General features: G+C 66.3%; 17 protein-coding genes and 1 tRNA gene. 14 read left to right on the plus strand and 4 right to left on the minus strand.

Going from position 1 to position 22,900, the window contains the following annotated elements:
* Window positions 1-122 precede the first annotated feature (122 nt).
* Window positions 123-443 (plus strand): hypothetical protein, encoded by a 321-nt coding sequence (locus RMO97_RS15745; RefSeq protein WP_310541982.1) that lies wholly within the window; start codon window positions 123-125, stop codon window positions 441-443.
* A 4-nt stretch (window positions 444-447) separates the two neighbouring features.
* Window positions 448-864, plus strand: coding sequence for a GNAT family N-acetyltransferase (locus RMO97_RS15750; protein WP_310541983.1), 417 nt, complete (start codon window positions 448-450; stop codon window positions 862-864).
* 121 nt (window positions 865-985) lie between these two features.
* Here RMO97_RS15750 and RMO97_RS15755 read toward each other — a convergent pair whose 3' ends face one another.
* Window positions 986-1,366 (minus strand): VOC family protein, encoded by a 381-nt coding sequence (locus tag RMO97_RS15755; RefSeq protein WP_304781336.1) that lies wholly within the window; start codon window positions 1,364-1,366, stop codon window positions 986-988.
* A 242-nt stretch (window positions 1,367-1,608) separates the two neighbouring features.
* Between RMO97_RS15755 and RMO97_RS15760 the strand changes: the two genes are divergently transcribed.
* The 6 genes from RMO97_RS15760 to RMO97_RS15785 all read left to right on the plus strand — a co-directional run bounded on the left by RMO97_RS15760 (window position 1,609) and on the right by RMO97_RS15785 (window position 5,933).
* Window positions 1,609-2,373 (plus strand): SDR family oxidoreductase, encoded by a 765-nt coding sequence (locus RMO97_RS15760; RefSeq protein WP_310541984.1) that lies wholly within the window; start codon window positions 1,609-1,611, stop codon window positions 2,371-2,373.
* Between the two features lie 141 nt (window positions 2,374-2,514).
* Entirely contained in the window at window positions 2,515-2,985 is a 471-nt protein-coding gene (locus RMO97_RS15765) for a GNAT family N-acetyltransferase (protein WP_310541985.1), read from the plus strand.
* 156 nt (window positions 2,986-3,141) lie between these two features.
* A complete protein-coding gene (locus tag RMO97_RS15770) occupies window positions 3,142-4,218 on the plus strand; it encodes a histidine kinase dimerization/phosphoacceptor domain -containing protein (RefSeq protein ID WP_310541986.1) in 1,077 nt (358 codons plus the stop codon).
* Between the two features lie 14 nt (window positions 4,219-4,232).
* On the plus strand, window positions 4,233-4,664 hold the full coding sequence (locus tag RMO97_RS15775) for a response regulator (protein WP_310541987.1): 432 nt from the start codon (window positions 4,233-4,235) through the stop codon (window positions 4,662-4,664).
* 139 nt (window positions 4,665-4,803) lie between these two features.
* Entirely contained in the window at window positions 4,804-5,181 is a 378-nt protein-coding gene (locus RMO97_RS15780; RefSeq protein ID WP_310541988.1) for a VOC family protein, read from the plus strand.
* The gene (locus RMO97_RS15785; protein WP_310541989.1) at window positions 5,178-5,933 is read left to right on the plus strand and encodes a helix-turn-helix transcriptional regulator; all 756 of its coding nucleotides are present in this window, start codon (window positions 5,178-5,180) and stop codon (window positions 5,931-5,933) included. Before RMO97_RS15780 ends, RMO97_RS15785 begins: the two co-directional genes overlap by 4 nt.
* Before the next feature lie 98 nt (window positions 5,934-6,031).
* Here RMO97_RS15785 and RMO97_RS15790 read toward each other — a convergent pair whose 3' ends face one another.
* The 3 genes from RMO97_RS15790 to RMO97_RS15800 all read right to left on the minus strand — a co-directional run bounded on the left by RMO97_RS15790 (window position 6,032) and on the right by RMO97_RS15800 (window position 10,547).
* Window positions 6,032-7,204 (minus strand): aminotransferase, encoded by a 1,173-nt coding sequence (locus RMO97_RS15790; protein WP_310541990.1) that lies wholly within the window; start codon window positions 7,202-7,204, stop codon window positions 6,032-6,034.
* Between the two features lie 220 nt (window positions 7,205-7,424).
* Window positions 7,425-9,257: a translational GTPase TypA gene (typA, locus tag RMO97_RS15795; protein WP_310541991.1), complete on the minus strand. Its 1,833-nt coding sequence runs from the start codon at window positions 9,255-9,257 to the stop codon at window positions 7,425-7,427.
* 384 nt (window positions 9,258-9,641) lie between these two features.
* On the minus strand, window positions 9,642-10,547 hold the full coding sequence (locus tag RMO97_RS15800) for an N-formylglutamate amidohydrolase (protein ID WP_310541992.1): 906 nt from the start codon (window positions 10,545-10,547) through the stop codon (window positions 9,642-9,644).
* 128 nt (window positions 10,548-10,675) lie between these two features.
* Between RMO97_RS15800 and cpdR the strand changes: the two genes are divergently transcribed.
* The 6 genes from cpdR to RMO97_RS15830 all read left to right on the plus strand — a co-directional run.
* Window positions 10,676-11,035, plus strand: a complete 360-nt coding sequence (cpdR, locus tag RMO97_RS15805) for a cell cycle two-component system response regulator CpdR (RefSeq protein ID WP_215338251.1) — start codon at window positions 10,676-10,678, stop codon at window positions 11,033-11,035.
* Window positions 11,036-11,108: 73 nt separating this feature from the next.
* A tRNA-Val gene (locus tag RMO97_RS15810) sits at window positions 11,109-11,183 on the plus strand.
* A gap of 105 nt (window positions 11,184-11,288) precedes the next feature.
* Window positions 11,289-13,127, plus strand: coding sequence for a carbamoyltransferase C-terminal domain-containing protein (locus RMO97_RS15815; RefSeq protein ID WP_310541993.1), 1,839 nt, complete (start codon window positions 11,289-11,291; stop codon window positions 13,125-13,127).
* A 479-nt stretch (window positions 13,128-13,606) separates the two neighbouring features.
* Window positions 13,607-16,768, plus strand: a complete 3,162-nt coding sequence (locus RMO97_RS15820; RefSeq protein ID WP_310541994.1) for a TonB-dependent receptor domain-containing protein — start codon at window positions 13,607-13,609, stop codon at window positions 16,766-16,768.
* A 539-nt stretch (window positions 16,769-17,307) separates the two neighbouring features.
* Window positions 17,308-20,460, plus strand: a complete 3,153-nt coding sequence (locus RMO97_RS15825) for a TonB-dependent receptor domain-containing protein (RefSeq protein WP_310541995.1) — start codon at window positions 17,308-17,310, stop codon at window positions 20,458-20,460.
* Between the two features lie 602 nt (window positions 20,461-21,062).
* Window positions 21,063-22,900 (plus strand): TonB-dependent receptor plug domain-containing protein (locus RMO97_RS15830; protein WP_310541996.1); only part of this gene is annotated, 1,838 nt, incomplete at its 3' end.

The raw sequence follows: 22,900 nt of genomic DNA on the forward strand, positions 1-22,900 counted from the left end.
TCGGGGACGAGCGCGGTGTCCAGGTGTTCCCAGGGGATCATGGCGTCCTTCTAGCTTGTCTGGACGTAACCCCGCCAGCCGCCCCGCGAACTGATCTGATGAGACGCGCCAAGGAGCCCGCCATGACCCGCCTGCTGCTGACTGCCGCCGCCCTCGCCAACCTGGCCGGAGCGGCGCACGCCCAGACCCCCCTGACCTCGGCGGTGTTCGCCCGCCCCGCGCCCCGCGTCTCCATCGCCCCGGAGATCGCGGAGGCCAACGCCCTGCGCCAGGCCGGCATCGCCAAGACCTCGGTGGACCGCAGCTTCGCCAGGACGGCGACGGCCTCCCTGGGCTTCCTCTGCGGCCTGCAGCCCCGCGCTGAGGCCGCCATCGGCTCGGCCCACGGCTTCGACAGCCAGGGCCGCTTCCTGGGCGCCAAGCTCAGCTTCGCCTTCCGCTAGCCCCATGGATATCCGCATCCTTGGCGCCGGCGACGAGGCCCTCTTGGTGGAGGCCGTGAACCTCTCCGACGAGGGCCCCATCAGCCGCGAGGCCGCCACCCGCCACCTGGCCGATCCCGACCTGGTCAATGTGGTGGCCATCGAGGACGGCGTCGTCGCCGGCTTCATCTACGGCCACGTCCTGCGCCGCTTCGAGGCCGTGAGCTTCTTCATCTACTCGGTGGATGTCGACGAGGCCTTCCAGCGCCGAGGCCTGGCCAAGGCCATGCTGGCGCGCTTGCGCGATCTTGGACGCACTGGCCGCTGGGACGAGATGTTCGTCTTCACCAACGCCTCCAACGACGCCGCCATGGCCCTCTACGCCAGCGCCGGCGGCGTCCGCCCCAACCCCGACGACGTCATGTTCGACTTCGACGGGTGACAAAAGCACCGCTCATCCCGGCGAAGGCCGGGACCCAGATTCATCCGCCGCATTCCTAATTCCTGGCGAGGCTGCGCCCTTCGACCTGGGTCCCGGCCTTCGCCGGGATGAGCGGCTGGTCCTACCCCCGCGGCATCCGGTACAGCCCGCAGATCTTGTTCCCGTCCGGATCGCGCAGATAGGCCAGGTACAGCCCCGACCCCTCGCGCTCGCCGGGCGGCTCCTCGATGGCCGTGCCGCCATTGGCCACGCCGGCCGCGTGCCAGGCGTCGGCCTGTTCCGGCGACTCGCAGGCGAACCCGATGGTCCCGCCATTGGGCGCCGAGGCCGGCTCCCCGTCGATCGGCTTGGTCACCGAGAACACCCCGGTCTTGGTCCGGTAGAAAACCCGGCGCCCGCCATCGATATTCCCCGCCGGCACCCCCAGCGTCCCCAGCACCGCGTCATAGAAGGTCTTGGCCCGCTCGACGTCGTTGGTCCCAATCATGATGTGCGAAAACATCGGTGTTTCTCCCTGTGTGTTGTTGTTGGAAGGGTTCTAGGGTCCCCGGCCTATCCCTGACAACGGCTCGCGCCCTTTCCTCCCCTGCGTAGCGGGGGAGGGGGACCGCGCGAAGCGGGGTGGAGGGGGCGAGACCGGGCTCGGCGTTTCCAACCTCACCCCCGTCCCCTTGACGCAACGTCGCCCCGTCCCGCAAATGCCAGCCCATAAAACCAAACATCTGTTTTAAGGGAGTTGCGCTCATGGGTGAGCTGTTTGATCTGGCCGGCAAGGTCGCCGTCATCACCGGGTCCTCGCGCGGGATCGGCAAGGCCATCGCCGAGCGCATGGCCGAGCATGGCGCCAAGGTGGTGATCTCCTCGCGCAAGGCCGGGCCCTGCGACGAGGTGGCCGCGGCCATCAATGCCAAGCACCCGGGCGCGGCCATCGCCATCCCCGCCAGCATCTCCTCGAAGGAAGACCTTCAGCGCCTGGTGGACGAGACCCGCAAGGCCTTCGGCAAGATCGACATCGTGGTCTGCAACGCCGCGTCGAACCCCTATTACGGGCCGATGAGCGGCATTTCCGACGATCAGTTCCGCAAGATCCTCGAGAACAACATCATCGCCAACAACTGGCTGATCAACATGACCAGTGAGGAGATGAAGGCCAACAAGGACGGGGCGATCATCATCATCTCGTCCGTCGGGGGGTTGCGCGGCACCTCGGTGATCGGCGCCTACGCCATCTCCAAGGCCGCCGACATGCAGCTGGCCCGCAACCTCGCCCAGGAGCTGTCGCCCCACAATATCCGGGTCAACTGCATCGCGCCGGGCCTGGTGAAGACCGACTTCGCCAAGGCGCTGTGGGACACCCCGGCCGGCGAGGCCCGCGCCAGCTCCGGCACCCCCCTGCGCCGCCTGGGCGAACCCGACGACATCGCCGGCGCGGCAGTGTTCCTGGCCTCGAAGGCCGGCTCCTGGATGACCGGCCAGACCGTGGTCATCGACGGTGGTTCGACCTCCTGAGGCCCCCCACCAACCCGCAACCGTCATCCCCGGGCTTGTCCCGGGGACCCATGATCTCCGCGTGAGTCCAGATCGCGCAAACGGCGCCGCGTCGCGTGGCCGTCGCCACGGAGATCATGGGTGGCCGGGACAAGCCCGGCCATGACGATCAAAGCAAATGATGAGCAGGCGCCGACCTTCACCTTTCACCCCGCCACCCTCGCCGACCTCGAAACCCTGGTCGCCCTGCGGATCGCCGCCCTGCGCGAGAGCCTGGAGCGCGTTGGCCGCTTCACGCCCGAGCGGGCGCGGGCCCGCTTCATCGAGAGCTTTCGCCCGCAGCACACGCGCCTGATCCGGGTCGGCCGGGCCCTGGCCGGCTGCGTCGCCTTCGGTCCTCGCGGGGATGATTGGGAGATCGAGCACTTCTACCTCGACCCCGCCTTCCAGGGCGTGGGCCTGGGCGCGGCGGTGATGACCGTCCTGCTGGCGGAGGCCGACGCGGCCGGCATGGCGGTCGCCCTCACCGTCCTTGAGATGAGCGACGCCAACCGCTTCTACGCCCGCTTCGGCTTTGCGGAGACCGGGCGCGAGGGGGTGGACATCTACCGCCGGCGGCCGGCGCCCGCCTGACATCTTCGTCCTGGGCAGGGGCGAAGTGATGCAACACATCCTGTCCTAGAGTGTTGTAGCCGACATGCGCCGTCCGCTATCTGGCGGAAATTCCGCGATATTCTATCTGGGTAGGGCTTTCGCCTCGCGAGTCTCCAGTCGTTTTGAAGGGCGCCCATGGCGGCCCAGATCCCGCACTATTCCGAGGAGGCTGCGCTCAGCCTCACCTTGGCGATCGTCGCAGCGTCCCCGGCTCCGTTGTTGTTGCTGGACGGGGACCTCAACATCGTCGCCGCCAGCCAGACCTTCGGCCAGGTGTTCGAGATCGATGCGGACAAGGCGGTGGGCGGCCCCCTGTCGGGCCTCGGCGCAGGCGAGTGGGAGACGCCGCGCCTGCGCGCCCTGCTGGACGCCACGGCGGCGGGGCAGGCCCCGATCGACGCCTTTGAACTGGATCTCGTGCGGCCCGGCCGTTCGCCCCGCCATCTGCTGATCCACGCCCAGCGACTGGTCTATCTCGATCTGGAGAACCGCCGTCTGTTGATGTCGGTCACCGACACCACCCAGACTCTGGTCGACCAGAGGCTAAAGGACGACGCCCTGGCCGAGAACCTGGTCCTGCTGTCGGAGGTGCGTCACCGGGTGGCCAACAGCCTGCAGATCATCGCCAGCGTCCTGCTGCAGAACGCCCGCAGCACCTTGTCGGACGAGACCCGCGCCCACCTCAAGGACGCCCATAACCGGGTGATGTCCGTAGCCGCCCTGGAGCGTCAGCTCAGCGAGTCGGCCGCCGAGACCGTCCAGCTCCAGACCTACTTCATCTCCCTGTGCGACAGCATCGCCGCCTCCATGATCGCCGACCCCCAGCAGATTTCGCTGAGAGTCACCGGCGAGGGCGGCATGGTGGCGGCGCGCACCTCCGTCAGCCTGGGCCTCATCGTCACCGAACTGGTGATCAACGCGCTGAAGCACGCATTCCCGGACGGCCGGGCGGGCACGATCGTGGTGGACTGCCAGGTGCGCGGTCCCAACTGGACCCTTTCGGTCACCGATGACGGGGCCGGCGTTGCGGCCCAGCCCGGCCAGGGCCGCACGGGCCTGGGGACCAGCATCGTCCAGGCCCTCGCGCGGCAGCTGGAGGCGGTCGTGGAGATCAAGCCCGCCCACCCCGGAACCCGGGTCACCGTAACCCACACCCAGGTCGCCCTGGTGCAAGATCTACCCGCCGACGGCCAAGCCGCCGCGAGCCTTTGAAGGAGGCCCCGCCCATGGAAAAGCTGCATACCCTGCTGATCGTCGAGGACGAGATCCTGCCGGCCATCTCCCTCAAGAGTGGGCTGGAGGACGCGGGCTACCGGGTCATGGACCTCACCAGCCGGCCCGAGGAGGCGATGGCGGCGGCGCGGGAGCTCAAACCCGATCTCGCCCTGGTGAACATCAAGCTCTACGGCCGCAATGACGGCATCGCGCTCGCCGTCGAACTGAAGGCCATCGGCGTGCCCGTGCTGTTCATCAGCGGCCAGCCCAACCGGGCCGTCTCCGCCCGCGCGGTGGCGGTGGGATCGCTGGCCAAGCCTTACAGCGTCGACGACATGGTGGTGGCCGTCGGCTACCTCCTGGCCCGCCTGGCCGGCGACGCCTCTAAGCCCCGCCCCAAGGACCTTCAAGTCTTCGACGAGGACCTCCCCGAGGTGGTCTAGGGGGGCTTGGGGCGTCGCGGATCTCTGGCGCTCCACACCAAGACGGCGCGATGGCGCGTCCGCGACATATTTCGGCATAATAGCGCAAGCACGCCACGCCATTCGGAGTCATCCTCCCCTCACCAACAGGGAGAGCCCCATGACCGCGCACCTGCGCCACTTCGCCATCAATGCCGACGACGTTCCCCGCGCCAAACGCTTCTACGAGGCGGTGTTCGGCTGGACCTTCACCCCCTGGGGGCCGCCGAACTTCTACCAGACCCGTGACGCCGGCGAGGGCGTCATGGGCGCCCTGCAGGGCCGCCGCGAGCTCAGCCCCGGCGTGAAGACCAACGCCCTGGAGACCACCTTCGCGGTGGAGGACCTCGCCGCCACCCTCGCGGCGCTGGAGGCCGCCGGCGCCAGGATCCTCATGCCTCGCGTCCGCATCGAGGGGGTCGGCGACCTGATCTATTTCCAGGACCCCGAGGGCAACATCATCGGCGCCATGCAGTACGACGCGGCGCGCGCGACGTGAGCGGCGACGGGTTCCTGGTCCGGTCCCTGGCCGCGACCTATCCCGACGGCATGGTGATCGCCGACCACGACCACCCCTGGGGCCAGCTGGTCTATGGGCGCAGCGGGGTGATGCGGGTGACGACGGAGGGGCGCGCCTGGCTGGCGCCGGCCACCCGCGCCGTCTGGCTGCCGCCCCGTCGCCCCCATTCCATCGGCATGGCCGGGGCCGTCGCCATGCGCACCCTCTACATCGCGCCGCAGATCGCCGGGCCCCTGCCCGCCGAGGCCTGTGTCCTGGAGGTGGGGCCGCTGCTGCGCGAACTGGTGCTGCACATCCTGGGGGTCGGCATGCTGGATCCGGCCTTCCCGGAGCATGGCCGGCTGGCCGGCGTGCTGATCGACCTGATCGCGGCCGCCCCACGCGAGGACCTGGCCCTGCCCCTGCCCCTGGACCCCCGCGCCCTGGCCCTGGCCGAACAGGTCCAGGCCGCGCCCGACGACCGCGGCGACCTCACCCACCTGGCGCGGGCCGCCGGCGCCTCCCTGCGCACCCTGCAGCGGGTCTTCCCGCGCGAGACCGGCCTCTCCCTCGAGGCGTGGCGTCAGAAGGCCCGGATGATCCACGCGGTCGCCGCCCTGTGCGCGGGAAGCTCGGTGACGGGGGCGGCCCTGGACTGCGGCTATGACAGTCCCTCGGCCTTCATCACCGCCTTCCGCCGCCAGTTCGGCGTCACCCCCGGGCGCTATAGACCGTCACATGTCGGCGCATAACGGTTGCCCTGTCGGCCCGCAAACCCAGGCCCCGTAAGGGATGGTGATGAGGGTGGATGAAAGGCGTTTTGCTCCATCCGCGGCCACCAACATGTTGGCTAGCCGGTCGCCCCGCGCGACAGCTCCCGCGCCCTGGCCAGCCGCTCGACGCCTGAGTCCAGGGTCGCGTCCCCCTTCGAGAAGCAGAGCCGCAGGATGCTGGTCACCGGGTCGGCCTCGTACAGCGCCGAGACCGGGATGGCCGCGACGCCCGCCTCCTTCACCGCCCGCAGCGCGAAGGCCCGGTCGGGCTCGATGACGCCGGAGGCGGCCAGGTCGACATTGAGGAAGTAGGTCCCCTGGCTGGCCAGCACCTTGAACCCCTCCCGCGCCAGGCCCTCGCCCAGCCGGTCCCGCGACCGCTGTAGCCCGGCCGGCATGGCGGTGAACCAGTCGCCTGGATTGTCCAGCCCGAAGGCCACGGCGGCCTGCAGGTTGGGGGGCGTGGTGAAGGTCAGGAACTGGTGGGCGCGGGCCAGGGCATGGGTCAGCTCCGGCGCCGCGCAGAGGAAGCCCACCTTCCACCCCGTCAGGCCGAACATCTTCCCCGCCGACCCGATCTTCACGGTGCGGGCGCGCATATTCGGCAGCGACATCAAGGGGATGTGGGTGGCCCCATCGAACACCACCTGCTCCCAGACCTCGTCGCAGATGGCGGTCACGTCATGGGCCACGCAGAACTCCCCCAGCAGCTCCAGGTCCTCCCGGGGCAGGACGACGCCGGCCGGATTGATCGGGTTGTTCAGCACCACGAAGCGGGTCTTGTCGGTGAAGGCGGCCTCCAGCATGGCCCGGTTGAACCGCCAGTGCGGCGGCTCCAGCCGCACCAGCTTCGGCACGCCGCCGGCCCTGCGGATCAGCGGCAGGTAGGCGTCATAGACCGGCTGGAACACCACCACCTCGTCCCCGGGCTCCACCAGGGCCAGGAAGGCCGCGGCCAGGGCCTCGGTGGCGCCGGAGGTGATGGTGACCTCGCTCTTCCAGTCCAGGTCCAGGCCTTGCGAGCGGCGATAGTGCTCCGCCACCGCCTCGCGCAGCTGCGGCAGGCCTGCCATGGGCGGGTACTGGTTGTAGCCGTTCAGCACCTCGTCGGCCGCCCTCTGGCGGATCGCCAGGTGGCCGGGATCGTCGGGGAAGCCCTGGCCCAGGTTGATGGCCCCCAGCTCCCGGGCCAGGCCCGACATCTCCTCGAACACGGTGGTAGGCAGGTTAGCGAAGACGGGATGGGCCATAGCGCGCTCCTGAGCGGGGGATGTGCCTAGCACAGCTTCCGCGCCAAGATGCCAGCCATGCAGATCACGGCCTTCGAACCCCGCCACGCAGAGGCCTGGAAACGGCTGAACGAGGCCTGGATCGCTCGCGGTCTACCGCGCCGCCGGCTTCGTGCAGCTGCCGCCCCGGCCGACCCCCTATGCGAGGGCCGACTTTTTCATGGAGCTGCCGCTCTAGGGACTATTCTTCCTTGGCGCGGCGCTTGCGGAGGCTGGGGTTCAGCACCTGCTTGCGCAGGCGGATCGACTTGGGCGTCACCTCGACCAGCTCGTCTTCCTCGATATAGGCGATGGCCTGTTCAAGGGTCATGCGGCGCGGCGGGGTGAGGCGCACGGCCTCGTCCTTGCCGGACGCGCGGATGTTGTTGAGCGCCTTGGCCTTCATCGGGTTGACGTCCAGGTCGTCGGAGCGCGAGTTCTCCCCGATGATCATGCCCTGGTAGGTCTTTTCGCCGCCGCCCACGAACATGAAGCCGCGGTCCTCGAGGTTCCACAAGGCGAAGTCCGTCGTCTCGCCATCGGAGTTGGAGACCAGAACGCCCTTTCGGCCCGCGTCGATGACGCCCTTGTAGGGCTCATAGTGGCTGAACACGCGGTTCAGCACGCCCGACCCGCGGGTGTCGGTGAGGAACTCGCCCTGGTAGCCGATTAGAGAGCGTGACGGGCTCATCAGGCTGATGCGGGTCTTGCCAGCGCCGGACGGGCCCATGTCCTTGAGCTCGGCGCGGCGGGCCGAAAGCTTTTCGATGACGATGCCGGTGAACTCGTCGTCGACGTCGATCATGACGTCCTCGATCGGCTCCAGGCGATCGCCCGTCTCCGGGTCGATTTGGAACACCACGCGGGGACGGCTGATCGACAGTTCGAAGCCCTCGCGTCGCATGCTCTCGATCAGCACGCCGAGCTGAAGTTCGCCACGGCCGGCGACTTCATAGGCGTCCTTGTCGGAGGTCTCGGTCACCCGGATGGCGACGTTGGACTGGGCTTCCTTGAGCAGGCGCGCGGCGATCACGCGGCTCTGCACCTTGTCGCCTTCACGGCCCGCCAACGGGCTGTTGTTCACCGAGACGGTCATGGAGATGGTGGGCGGATCGATCGGCTGGGCCGGCAGGGCGTCGGTGACGTCCATCGCGCAAAGGGTGTCGGCCACGGTGGCTTTGGACAGGCCGGCGATGGCGACGATGTCACCGGCTTCGGCGTCCTCGATCGGCTGGCGCTTCAGCCCGCGGAAGGCCAGCACCTTGGTGATGCGGCCGCGTTCGACTTCCGTCCCGTCCAGCGACAGGGCGTGGATCGCCATGCCGGGCGTGGCCTTGCCCGACTGGATGCGGCCGGTCAGGAGGCGGCCCAGGAACGGGTCGTTCTCAATGAGCACCGACAGAATTTGGAAGGGTTTGTCCTTATTTTCGACCACCTTGGGCTCGGGCACGTGGCGCACGATCAGGTCGAACAAGGGGGCCAGGTTGTCGTTGGGCTTGGCCATGTCCAGGGTCGCCCAGCCGTTCTTGCCCGACGCGTAGATGTGCGGGAAATCCAGCTGCTCGTCCGTCGCGCCCATGGCGGCGAACAGGTCAAAGGCGTCGTTCAGGATGCGGTCGGGATCTGCGTGCGGCCGGTCGACCTTGTTGAGGCAGAGGATGGGCTTCAGCCCCATCTTCAGCGCCTTGCCCAGGACGAACTTGGTCTGGGGCATCACGCCCTCTTCGGCGTCCACCAGGATGACGCAGCCGTCCACCATGCCCAGGATCCGCTCGACCTCGCCGCCGAAGTCGGCGTGGCCCGGGGTGTCGATAATGTTGATGCGGGTCTCGCCGGCCTCGCCATGCCACAGCACGCTGGTGCACTTGGCCAGGATGGTGATCCCGCGCTCGCGCTCCTGGTCATTGGAGTCCATGGCGCGCTCGACCGTCGCCTCATTGGCGCGGAAGACGCCGGACTGGGCGAGCAACTGGTCGACAAGCGTGGTCTTGCCGTGGTCGACGTGGGCGATGATGGCGATGTTGCGGAGCGACATTTAAATTCTTATCTCGGGAAGGGCGCGCGGCTTGTAAGCGAGCGCGGGGGCTTTCACCAGCGCAATCTCGTCGCGGGCGTTGACCATATGGTTGAGCTGTTGTGCGATGCAGCAAGTCCTATACCGCACATTCTCGAAATTCATATCATTGAAAATTAACGGCAATTTCATCATGCGGCAAAAAAACCGACGACTTTAGCGCATTCGACCTTGAAGTTTTGTGCGCCGCACTGTACTTGTAATCCTGTGAGGCGGCCATGTCGCCTCTGCCCTTCCTGGGCGTTTCCTCCCTAATGAACTGCCGGGCCCTCGGGTCCGGCTTTTTTTTGGCCTGACGCGCGGGCGCGCAAGGGCGCGGGAAGAAACGGTGGCTCCAAGGACGGCCTAGGCGGTCTTCAACCCGCTCCAGTCGGTTCGCGCCAGCATGGCGGTGAGCTGCTGCAGATCGCGCTTCAGCTTGGCGAAGCCCTCGGTGGTCTCAAGGCGCGCCTCGTCCAGATAGAGCCCCCGACTGATCTCGATCTGCAAGGCGTGTGTTCGCCTCGCCGGGCGGCCGTAGTGCTCGGTCGTATAACCGCCGGCATAGGGCGCGTTGCGGGCGACGCGGTAGCCCATGGCCTCCAGTTCCCGCTCTACTCTCTGAGTCACGATGGGGGCGCAGGCCGCCCCAAAGCGGTCCCCCAGCACCATGTCGCAGGCGCCCCCGCCGGACCGGGCCGCTGCCGCCGGCATGGAATGCCAGTCCACCAGGATCGCGAAGCCGTGCGCCGCGTGAGCCTCTCCCAGCAAACGGGCGAGCGCGGCGTGATAGGGGGCGTGGGCCAGCTCGATGCGTCCGCGCGCCTCGGCGAAGGTCAGCTTGCGGGCGTAAATCTCCTGACCTTCGGACACCACGCGGGCGATGGCGCCCAGACCGGCGGCCACGCGGGCCGAGCGTCCACGGGCGAAGTCCGGCAACTCGTCGGCGAACATGCCGGGATCGAGTTCAAAGGCCTCGCGATTGACATCCATATAGGCGCGCGCGAGGCGGGCGGCGATGACGGTGGCGCCCAGGCCGGGGCTGGCCTCTATCAGTTCATCGACGAAGGCGTCCTCGGACCGGCGGATGGCGACGGCGTCCAGCGTCGTGGCGGCCATCATGTCCGCGGGATAGAGGCGGCCGGAATGAGGGGAGGCGAAGACCAGGGAGGTGGGGGGCGGTTGACCGTCGAGACCTGCGCGCCAGATGTCGAAGGAGGGCTCGAGCCTGGGCGCGGCGTCGTCGGCGACAAGGGGCTCGAAGGCGGTCATCGAGCTTCATATGACGGCGGGCGCCGGGAGCGGTCAAACGATAGCGCGGGGGGCCAAGGATGGTTCATCGCGAGTTTACATCTGGCCCACTATGATGTGCGCGTCTGAACCCTTCGCGCGGAACACCCATGCCCCGGATCCTCTTGGCCGAAGATGACGATTCCCTGCGTGGCTTCCTCAGCCGCGCCCTGGAACGTGCGGGCTATGACGTGACCGCCTGCGCCGACGGCGAAGAAGCGGCGGCGGTTCTCGACCAGGACTGGGACCTGCTGCTCACCGACATCGTGATGCCGGGCATGGACGGCATCGAGGTGGCGCGTCTGGCGGCCGCCAAGCATCCTGGCCTGCGCATCATGTTTATCACCGGCTTCGCCGCCGTGGCGCTGGCCGCCGGCGAGAGCGCACCTCCCGGCGCCAAGGTGCTCTCCAAGCCCATTCACCTGCGGGAGATCGTCACCGAGGTCGAGCGGATGATGGCGGCCGCCTAAAGCCGCCCTTGCGCCGGAAACGGTGCTCCATTATACCGCCGCCTCCGCTCCCGAAAGGGAGACCTGACGGTCTGGACGTGTAGCTCAGCGGGAGAGCACCTCGTTGACATCGAGGGGGTCACAGGTTCAATCCCTGTCACGTCCACCATCCGTTTCGCATCACGCCTCCTTCTTTGCGGCCCCTCGCTGGGCGCCTTGCCAGGGATGACAGGTTCGGCGAGACAGATCGCCCCAATCAAGCGGACGCGGTGCCATGCAGGCGATCGGATTGCACTTCGGCCACGACGCCAGCGGCACGGTGCTGGATCAGAGCGGCCTCACGCGCTTCCTCAACAAGGAGCGCCGCACCCGGGTGAAGCACGCCCTGGGGCTGTCATCCGACGACCTGCGTGAGCTGCTGGAGGGCGCGCCCGCCGACGCAGTTCTGGGCCTGAGCTCAACCCAGTCGGTCCCCATGTTTCATGACGACGATGTCGAGATCGCCATGGCGGGCAGCGAGGCCATGGGCGCGGAAAGCTTTTTCGGCCGCATCCCCGCCAGCCACCACTATCGCAGACTGATCACCTGGCGGCCTGACTTCCTCGCCCAGGGCGGGGCCCTGGTGCGGGAGAATTTCCCCTACTACAGCGTCGCCAACGAAGGCTTCAACCAATCCTACGAGGCCATGGCGATGGTCGGCGCCCAGACGCCCGCCCTCTCCCACATCATGCGGGTCGATGGCGAGCTCCGCCTCGACGGGCGCACCTATCCCGCGCGGTTCTACCAGCACCATTATCTGCACGCCCAGTACGCGGCCCATTCGGTCAGTCCAGACCGCCCGGCCCTGGTCATCAGCGCCGACGGCGGCGGGGGCCCGTCCTTCGCAGGCGGCGGCGTCTATTTCTGGGCCCCGGGGAAAAAGCTGCAGGCGATTACGCCCACCGACGGTTGGCTCGGCGAGTTCTATGACAACACGGCCTCCATCCTAGGGCTCGGCGAGGTCGGCGGGGCCGGTAAGCTGATGGGGCTCGCGCCTTACGGCCGCCCGATCTATTTTGACCCGGCCCTTGTGGGAACCCGATGGCAGGTGACCGACCAATACAGGGTCGGCATGCGCGAGGTGATCCAGAGGTGGTTCGCACGGCAGCGGATCGATGCAGGCAAGCTGGCCGCCTGGAATCCCTTCGACGAGACGCCGCCGGACCTCGTGGCCGACATCGCAGCCTCGGCCCAGCTGCTGCTGGAACACAATGTCCTGGCGATCCTGCGGGCCGCCCAGGCCATAGCCCGGCGGGCGGGCTTCCAGTACGAGCAGATCGTCCTGACCGGCGGACTGGCGTTGAACTGTCCGGCCAACAGCAACCTGTCGGTGGTTCAGGACGTCCCGGTGGTGGTTCCTCCGGCCGTCAACGATGAAGGCCTATCGATCGGCGCCGCCGTCGCGGCCTATTTCGACACCCATGGCGTCTATCCCGCGCCGCCCGCCAACTATGCCGAGGCTGTCTATCTGGGTGCCGATATACTGCTGCCCGACGTGTCCGCGGCGGCCGAGCGCCACGGGTGGCGGTGGGTGCAAGACGTCGATCCCCTGAAGCATGCGTGCGCCCTGCTGCTGCAGGACCAGGCCGTGGGCATCTGCTCGGGCCGCAGCGAGGTCGGGCCTCGCGCCCTCGGCCACCGCTCCATCCTGGCGAACCCAGCCTCAACGGGCAGTTGGGCGGCGGTGAACCGGCTGAAGCGCCGCGAGCCCTGGCGCCCCTTTGCTCCGGCTGTGCTGCAGAGTGAGTCGGCGACCTATTTTGACCGCGGCCCGGCGGAGTCGCGGTTCATGTTGTTCAACTACCGCAGCCGGACCCAGGCCCTGCCAGCGGTGACCCACTTTGATCACACCTCGCGTCTGCAGCACGTCGGCCCCGAAACCGGGCTGCTGCACGACCTGCTCCTCGCGATGACCGAGGCCGGGGCGCCGGGGGTGGTGATGAACACCTCCTTCAATGGTCCCGGGGCGCCCATCGTGGAGACGGCGGAAGACGCCTTCGCCGAGGCGACCAAGCTGGGTCTTGGCTATATCCTCACCGACTTGGGGCTGTTCGCGGGACCGGCCACCCTGTGAGGCGGCCCGTCATGGCCGGCGCTCAACGGGGCGCAAATCAGGTCATCACCTGACGCTGCGTCAGCTTGCTTTCGGCATCGAAGACTTTTTCGAAAGGTGCGGCGGTGTTGCAACAGTGCCTATTCTGAATTCCGCGCCAGATGCAGACCGACCGGTCGGTTTTTTCGAAGGCTCGGCACGATTCGAACCAAGTTATCTGAAATCTGCCCGCCGAAAACGCGTGTAAAACCAACTTGCTACACACCCTGGGCGCGTGCTGGAAATTCAGTTTTCAGATTAGGGTATGTTTATCGCGCGGAAAATTATCTGTTATGTCAAAACCTTAGCTGCTGGGCTTGGCGATTTCGAACGCGAAACAATCCGCGCCTCACTCTAGCGCTCGGCGCTCAGACCGCCGATGATCGCATCACTCAACGGCCGCTTAGCCTCCAGGTATTTTCAACTGGGAACAGGCCGCTTGAGGGGGAAAGGAAACATTGATGTCCAAAAGCAGTTATTTCTGCGGCGGTTCGATTCTCGCCGTCGCCTTGACCATGGGACTCGCCGGAAGCGCAGCCGCTCAGGAGGCCGCCACCGTTGAAGAGGTCGTGGTCACCGGCTCCTTCATCGCGGGCACGCCCGAAGACGCCGCCTTGCCGGTCGATGTGATCGGCGCCAAGGAGCTCGCCCAGCGCGGCTCGCCCAGCATGGTTCAATTCATCAAGACCATCCCCTCATCGGGCGCGGTTATCGGCGAGAACAACCGCTTCGGTTCGGGTTCCGGCGCGGCGACCATCAATCTTCGCAACCTGAACTCCGCCGTCACCGGCTCGCGGACCCTGGTGCTGTTCAACGGCCGGCGTCTGCCGACCTCGCCGCAGGCGATCTCCTCGGTGGATATCAACCTGCTGCCCACCGCCGCCATCGGCCGCGTGGAAGTCCTGAAGGACGGCGCCGCGGCGACCTACGGCTCTGACGCCATCGGCGGCGTGGTCAACTTCATCACCCGCACCGATTTGGACGGCTTCGAGGTCAACGCCAACTACCAAGGCATCTCAGGTTCGGCTGGCGACTATGAAGCCAGCATCGCCTACGGCTACCGTGGCGACCGCGCCAATCTGCTGCTGTCCGCAGGCTTCCGCCAGCGTTCGGAAATGTCGATCAAGGAGCGGGACTGGGCGCTGCGTCAAGGCAACGCCGGCTACCTTGAAAACCCCCTCGGCGGTTGGGCCGGCACCGGCAACCCGGGCCAGTATCAAACCGCGACAACCGCCCCCGTCGGCTCGCCGACCACGGGCTTCTCCGCCGCCACCTTCAGCGGCTCCCTGCCGGATATCGGCTGCGCCGCGAATGGCGGTGCGCCCTATGTGCTCGGCAGCGCGATCGTCAGCCCGACGGCGTGTAACTTCCAGTACTCGACCTTCGACAACCTAGTGGAAGACGAAAGCCACTATCAGCTCTACGGCAAGCTGAACGTCGACATCACCGACAACATCGAAGGCAATATCGAGGTTCTCTGGGCGTCGCACGACACACCGAACCAGAGCTGGGCGATCACGGGTCCGAACCAGTTCCCCACTCCGATCCTCCCGTCGGGCGGCTCGATGGGCGGCGGTTCGTCTCCGATCCCTGCCTCCGGCACCGGCGAGCAGTCGCGCTTCTACATCCCCAACACCAACCCGGGCCTGGTCGCCCTGGTCGGCCAGATCGCCTCGGCCAACTGCTCGGGCGCGGTTCTTCCCTATGGCGTGGACGCCGCAAGCTGCGCCACGGGCCTGGCTCTGGCTCAGAGCCAAGCCGGCAACGCCGCCCTCTATGGCGTGGCTCCCAGCCAAACCACCTGGCGTCCGGTCGGCTTCGCGGGCAACCCCTATACGGGCGACCGCCACAGCCACTATTCCTACAAGATCGACACCCTGCGCATCGCCGGCGGGTTCAAGGGCAAGTTCGAGAACGGCATCGGCTGGGAAGTCGGCCTGACCTTCCAGGACCAGGACTATAACTACAATCTGCAGGACACTTCGGTGAACCGCCTGCAGCTGGGCCTCAGCGGCTACGGCAGCCGCGCCGGCGCCGCCGACCAGTGCACCGCCGCCGAAACCGCGAACTTCACGACCAATGCGGGCAACGCGGCGCTGGGTTGCTTCTATTTCAACCCCTTCACCAACGCGATCCAGCAGAGCACCGCTGACGTCCCGGCCAACCCCTACTATGTGGGCAGCAGCTCGACGATCGCTGGCCTGAACGACGCGGTCGCCAACCGCGCCGCCGTCTTCAACTGGATGGAAGCCGAACAGTTCAACGAAATCACCGACCGTCTGTTCGTCGCCGATGTCATCTTCAACGGTGAGACCGACTTCAAGCTCTGGGCGTCCGACAACATCGCCTGGGCGGCCGGCGGCCAGTTCCGTTACGACCGACGCGTCCAGGATCCGGACGTGGCCTACGACGCCAACGCCACGCCTTGCGTCGACAGCCCGCCGTTCGGCGACGGTTCGCCGTTCTGTCCGACCACGGCCAATGGTCCGTTCCTGTTCAACGCCAACCTGCGTCCCTACGACGTGGAGCGGAAAGTCGGGGCCGGCTTCTTTGAAGTCCGCGTGCCGATCACCGACGACCTTGAAGGCACCGTGGCGGCTCGCTACGAGTACTATCAAGGCATCGGCGAGACCTTCAACCCGAAGGGCGCGCTTCGCTGGCAGGCTCTGGACTGGCTCGCCCTGCGCGGTTCGGTCAGCACCACCTTCCGCGCGCCGGCCGCCACGATCACCACGACCAACTTCGCACGTGGCCTGACCGTGGCCAACGGCACCTACCGGGCCAACGACCTGTTCGGCAATCCGAACCTGCAACCGGAAACGGCGTTCACCTACAGTGTCGGCGCGGTGGTCAAGATCGGCGCGTTCAACGCCACGGTGGACTACTGGAACTTCGACTTCCAGGACGCCCTGACGTCGGAAGCCACCGCCGACCTGATCGCTCTGATGTTCCCGGCCGGGGCCGCGGCCCCGACCAGCACCGGCAACTGCGGCAACGCCGCCTTCTCCGCGATCCAGGCCCGGTTCACCTTCGCCGGCGCCTGCCGTCGTGACAACATCCTCTCCTACCGCACCAACTACATCAACGGCGGCGGCGTGAAGACCGATGGGGTCGACTTCCAGGCCAATCTCCAGGTCGGCGAGTTCTTCGGCGGCGACGTAAGCACCGGCTTCGACGGCACCTACCTGTTGAACTATGACGAGTCGCCCTACGAAATCGAAGGCATCCCGACGGCCCCGGGCGTCGTCAAGCGTGCGGGCACTTACCGCGCGTCGATCTTCACCGGTTACAACCGTCTGCGGGCCAACGCCTATGTGAACTGGGCGATGGGAGGACAGAACCTCCGTCTCCAGGTTCGTCACGTCTCTTCGACGCTCCAGACCGAGGCGACCCCGGTGGCCATCGCGAACAACGTCAAGTCCACGGCGAAGATCGGCGAATACTGGCAGACCGACCTGACCTACCGGGCCGAACTGCCCTGGGACACAGCGCTGACCTTGTCGGTGATGAACGTCCTCGACACCGATCCGCCGTTCGCCATCGGCACCCAGTACAACTATGACCCGGGCAGCGGAAACCCGCTCGGCCGTGTCTGGTCGGTGGGAGTCAAGAAGCGCTTCTAGGATACCGACCGGGCCCCGAGCCCAACGGATCACACCTCGCGCCGCCCCGTTCTCGGGGCGGCGTTTTCTTTTTGGGGCAGGCGCTCCCGACGCTCAGGTTGACGTAACGTCCGGGGTCAGGCCGACGAACGCCCAGCTTAGGAAATAACGGTCTCGATCTGCGACCTTCTTGCAACACTCCATTCAGGCGAATGTTGCGTTGCAGCGTAAGCCACCGCGCTGGGTCTGCGTATCGCGCGGAACGCCCTGGCGCATGAAACACCGGCGCTCGGCAACAATCACCGCACCATGTAACGTGAGGGAAACCGCCTAACAGGCCGAGCCAGCTTCAGGGCCGGCGGGCCGCAATCTCTTGTCCCGTAACACAAATCTAATCGGCGATCACTTCGGAGCAGGGTGTGCGCCGCAGCAAAGAACGGCGTTATTTTGCAACCGCGAGAAATTTCTGGCGCGATCCAGGCTCACGTCTGATGATCTTTTATTCGCAAGAGTCAGAAATTTCGTCCGCATAAACGGGCGACTCACGAGGGGGAATTTAAGTGATCTTCAAAAACAGTTATTTCTGCGGCGGCTCCGCGCTGACATTGGCGCTGGCGCTTGGATTGGCGGGAACCGCGTCCGCCCAGAACGCCACCGTCGTTGAGGAAGTGGTCGTCACCGGCTCGTTCATCGCGGGCACGCCCGAAGACGCGGCCCTGCCGGTCGATGTGATCGGCGCCAAGGAGTTGGCCAACCGCGGCGCTCCCACGATGGTTCAGCTCATCAAGACCATCCCCTCATCGGGCGCGGTTATCGGTGAGAACAACCGCTTCGGTTCGGGTTCCGGCGCGGCGACCATCAACCTTCGCAACCTGAACTCCGCCGTCACCGGCTCGCGGACCCTGGTGCTGTTCAACGGCCGGCGTCTGCCGACCTCGCCGCAGGCGATCTCCTCGGTGGACATCAACCTGCTGCCCACCGCCGCCATCGGCCGCGTGGAAGTCCTCAAGGACGGCGCCGCGGCGACCTACGGCTCTGACGCCATCGGCGGCGTGGTCAACTTCATCACCCGCACCGATCTGGAGGGATTTGAGCTCAACGCCAACTATCAGGGCATTTCCGGTTCGCCCGGCGACTACGAAGGCAGCATCGCCTACGGCTTCAAGGGCGACAATGCGCGCCTGCTGTTGACCGCCGGCTATCGCCACCGGTCGGAAATGTCGGTGAAGGAGCGCGACTGGGCCCTGCGCACGGGACCTGAAGGCTATCTCGAGAACCCGCTGGGCGGCTGGGCCGGCACGGGCAACCCCGGCCAGTATCAGACCGCCACCACCCCGCCAGTCGGTTCGCCCAACACCGGCTACTCGGCGGGCAGTTTCGCCGGGTCGTTGCCGGACATCGGCTGCGGAGCCAATGGCGGCGCGCCCTACGTCCTGACCACCACCATCGTCAGCCCGACCTCATGCAACTTCCAGTACACGGCCTTTGACAACCTCGTCGAAGACGAAGACCACTACCAGCTCTACGGCAAGCTGAACGTCGACATCACCGACAACATCGAAGGCAATGTCGAGGTCCTCTGGGCCTCGCACAACACTCCGCTGCAAAGCTGGGCGATCACCGGCCCCAACCAGTATCCCGCTCCGATCCTGGCCTCGGGCGCCTCGCCGGGCGGCGGGGTTTCCCCGATCCCGGCCAGCGGCACCGGTGAGCAGTCACGCTTCTACATTCCGAACACCAACCCGGGTCTGATCGCCCTGCTCGGTCAGATCGCCTCGGCGAACTGCACGGGTGCGGTGCTACCCTATGGGGTCGACGCCACCACCTGCGCCCAGGGCCTCGCCACGGCCCAAAGCCAGGCCGCCAACGCCGCGCTCCATGGTGTGGCCAGCAGCCAGACGGCTTGGCGACCGATCGGCTTCGCGGGCAATCCCTACACGTCCGACAGGCACAGCCACTACTCGTACAAGATCGACACGCTCCGCATCGCGGGCGGCTTCAAGGGCAGGTTTGAGAATGGCGTCGGCTGGGAGCTTGGCCTGACCTATCAGGAGCAAGACTTTAACTACAACTTGCAGGACACTTCGGTGAACCGCCTGCAGCTCGGCCTGCGTGGCTACGGCAGCCGGGCGGGCAACGCCGACCAGTGCACCGCGGCGGAAACGGCGAATTTCACCACCAACGCCGGCAACGCCGCTCTGGGCTGCTTCTACTTCAACCCCTTCACGAACGCGATCCAGCAGAGCCTCTCGAACGTCCCGGCCAATCCCTACTATGTGGGCAGCTCCTCGACGATCGCCGGCCTGAACGAGGCCGTCGCCAACCGAGGCGCCGTCTTCGACTGGATGGACGAGGAACAGCGCAACGAGATCACCGACAAGCTGTTCGTCGCCGACCTGATCTTCAACGGTGAGAGCTCGTTCAAGCTCTGGAGCTCGGAAAACATCTCCTGGGCCGCCGGCGCACAGTTCCGCTACGACCGGCGCGTTCAGGATCCGGACGCCATCTACGACGCCAACGCCACGCCTTGCGTCGACAGCCCACCGTTCGGCGACGGTTCGCCGTTCTGTCCGACCACGGCCAATGGTCCGTTCCTGTTCAACGCCAACCTGCGTCCCTACGATGTGGAGCGGAAGATCGGTTCGGGCTTCTTCGAAGTCCGACTGCCGATCACCGACAACCTCGAAGGCACGCTCGCCGGCCGCTACGAGTACTACCAAGGCCAGGGTGAGACCTTCAATCCGAAGGCCTCCCTGCGTTGGCAGGCTCTGGACTGGCTGGCCCTGCGTGGATCGGTCTCCACCACCTACCGGGCGCCGGCCGCCACCATCACCACGACGAACTTCTCTCGCGGCCTCACCAATGCGAGCGGCACCTACCGGGCCAACGACCTATACGGCAACCCGAACCTAGATCCGGAAACGGCGCTCACCTACAGCGTCGGCGCCATGGTCAAGATCGGCGGCTTCAACGCCACGGTCGATTACTGGAACTTCGATTTCAAGGACCAGTTGACCTCCGAAGCCACCCTGGACCTGTTGAACCTGATGTTCCCCACTGGGGGACCCAACAAGTGCGGCAACGCCGCCCTGGCGGCCCGGTTCACGTTCGATTCGGCCGGCTGCGCGGGCGGGCGGCCCTCCGTGCTCTCCTATCGCACCCAGTATATCAACGGCGGTCAGGTGAAGACCGACGGGGTCGACTTCCAGGCCAACCTGCAAGTCGGCGAACTGTTCGGGGGTGACCTGAGCACCGGCTTCGACGGCACCTACCTGCTGAACTACGACGACACCGGCTACACGATCGAGGGTTTGCCGACCTCCGCCGCAGGCGTCATCAAGCGGGCGGGCACATACCGGGCGTCGCTGTTCACCGGCTACAACCGTCTGAGGGCGAACGCCTACGTGAACTGGGCGGCGGGTGGTCAGAACCTGCGCTGGCAAGTCCGCCATGTCTCCTCAACGACCCAGATCGAACCCAACTCGATCAACATCGCCGCGGCGGTGAAATCGACGACCAAGGTCGCCGAGTACTGGCAGCACGACCTGACCTACCGTGCTGAGCTGCCCTGGGATACGGCCTTGACCCTCTCGGTCATGAACCTCCTTGACGAGGATCCGCCGTTCGCCATCGGCACCCAGTACAACTACGACCCGGGCAGCGGAAATCCGCTCGGCCGCGTCTACACTGTCGGCATCAAGAAGCGCTTCTAAAGCGGCCAGCGAGGAGTGGGAATCGCGTCAAGCCCACTCGAGACATAGGACCCACCAAAAGTCTGGACGCCGCCCTCTCACGAGGGCGGCGTCTTCTTCTTCCCTGTGCGGGATGAAGGGCGGCGTGATTCGCGAACCCCTTGAGGATCACCAGGCGGGCTGAGGGTCGGCGCGCGGCCGGAGGCTTCCCCAACGGCAGCGCCTAACCAAATCTCCGACTGACCGTGTCTTTCATGCAACGGCCCCCTCGCGCCAATACCGCGCCGCACGCGTCTATTACTGACAAGTCCGCCAAAAACAGCGCGCATCTTCTGGTGGTATATCGCGGGTCGCCGGGATGCCGGCGCCATTGTTGTGTAAGGGAAGTCCCGAACTGGCTCCCTCATGAGGGGAGTTGCGCCGCGCCGTATCCCTCTTCACACAACGGTTTCCGCTCCGCGATCGCCAAGCCGCCAGTGTGCGCTGCAACAGAGAACGCCGTTTTGTTACCTCACCGAAAAATTTCTGGCGCTGTCGAAGCCGGCGTCGGATGATCGTTTCTTCGTATGAGACAAAAACGCCCGGATCTAAATTCAAGGGCGAAACTCGAGGGGAACCAGTTGATGTTGAAGAGCAGATATTTCTCGGGCGGGTCCATTCTGGCCGTCGCCCTGGCCTTTGGAGCGGGTTCCGCCCTCGCCCAGGAAAGCACAGTCGTTGAAGAGGTTGTCGTCACCGGTTCATTTATCGCCGGCACGTCGGAAAAGGCGGCTCAGCCGGTCGATGTGATCGGCGTGCAGGAACTGGCCAAGCAGGGCGCCCCGAGCGTCGTCCAGCTGGTCAAGACCCTGACCTCGGCCCAGTCCTCGCTCGGCGAGAGCAACCGCTACAACGGTGGCGCTGGCACGGCCTCGATCAACCTGCGGGGTCTCGGCTCTTCCCGCACCCTGGTCCTGATGAACGGTCGCCGCCTGGCGGACACGACCGCGGCGGCCTTCCAGGGCGGCGGCCAGGACCTGAACTTCATGCCCACGGCCGCCATTGGCCGGATTGAAATCCTGAAGGACGGCGCCGCCGCCACCTACGGCTCGGACGCCGTCGCCGGCGTGGTGAACTTCATCACCCGCAAGGACCTCGACGGCTTCGAGGTGAACGGCAACTACGCCTTCATCCAGGACTCCGACGGCGGCGACTGGGACGCCAGCATCGCCTACGGGAAGGTCTTCGACAGCGGCAACCTCCTGCTGACCGCGGGCTACCGCGCCCGCGGCCGCCTCGACGCCCAGGATCGCGACTATGCGGTGCGTCCGTTTGAGTCGGTCTTCTATGGCGGCTGGTCTGGCTCGGCGAGCCCCGGCTCGTACGGCACCCCCTCCGGCGGCCCCTTGTTCCGGGACAATGGATGTAACGTCCTAGGTTCACAGGAACTCTCGGGGACGCTGAAGCCCGTGACCTCCGGCGGCGCCCTTTGCCGTTACCAGTTCAGCAATTTCAACGACCTGGTGAACGAGGAGCATCACTACCAGCTCTATGGCGAGGTCAACTTCGACCTGAGCGACGACATCCGGTTCCACGGTGAAATCGCCTGGAACCGCAACGCGGTGCCCGATCAGCGCATCTCGCCCGCCAACCTCACCACCCAGTTCCCGACCGCCAACACCTCGGGGTCCACGGCGCCTCCCGGCTACAATAACCAGACGCGTTTCTTCGTCCCGGCCAACAACCCCGGCCTGATCGCCCTGCGCACCAACTGCGCCCCGCCGCTCAGCGCGGCCCAGTGCGCGGCCATGGCGGGCGGCGTCACCGCCAGCCAGACGGCTTGGCGCCTGATCGGGGTCGAAGGCCATCCGTTGAACTCGGACGGCGCCGACTACCAGCAGATCGAACAGACCCAGTACCGCATTTCCGCCGGCTTCAATGGCCGGTTCAATGGCGGCCTCCTGGACGGGATCGGCTGGGACACGGCCCTGACCTTCATGGAGAACAAGGGCGTCGTCAGCACCAACGATCTGTTGGTGAACCGCATCCAGCGGGCCTTCAACGGCCTGGGCGGCCCGGGCTGTAACTACACCACCGGCACGCCCGGCGTCGGGAACTGCAAGTTCATCAATCCCTTCAGCAACGGCATCGCCACCAGCGCCATCAATGGCGCCACCAACCCCTTCTATGTCGCCTCGGTCGCCAACGACCCGGCGGTGAAGGCGTGGCTCTATGGCGAGTACACCAACGTCGCCACCAACCAGATCCTCGTTTTCGACGCAGTGATCAACAAGGAAACCAGCATAGCGCTGGCGGGCGGCAACATCGCCTGGGCGGCGGGGGCGCAGTACCGCTTCAATCGCAACCAGGATGAGTGGTCCGATCTCGGCGACGTGCAAGCGACGCCCTGCGTGGACTCCATCGATGGTCAGCAGGGGCAATGCGCAAACCCGACGGGTCCCTTCGTCTTCTTCGGCGCCCA

The sequence above is a fragment of the Phenylobacterium sp. genome (assembly GCF_031425575.1).
In the GTDB taxonomy this organism is placed as follows: domain Bacteria; phylum Pseudomonadota; class Alphaproteobacteria; order Caulobacterales; family Caulobacteraceae; genus Phenylobacterium.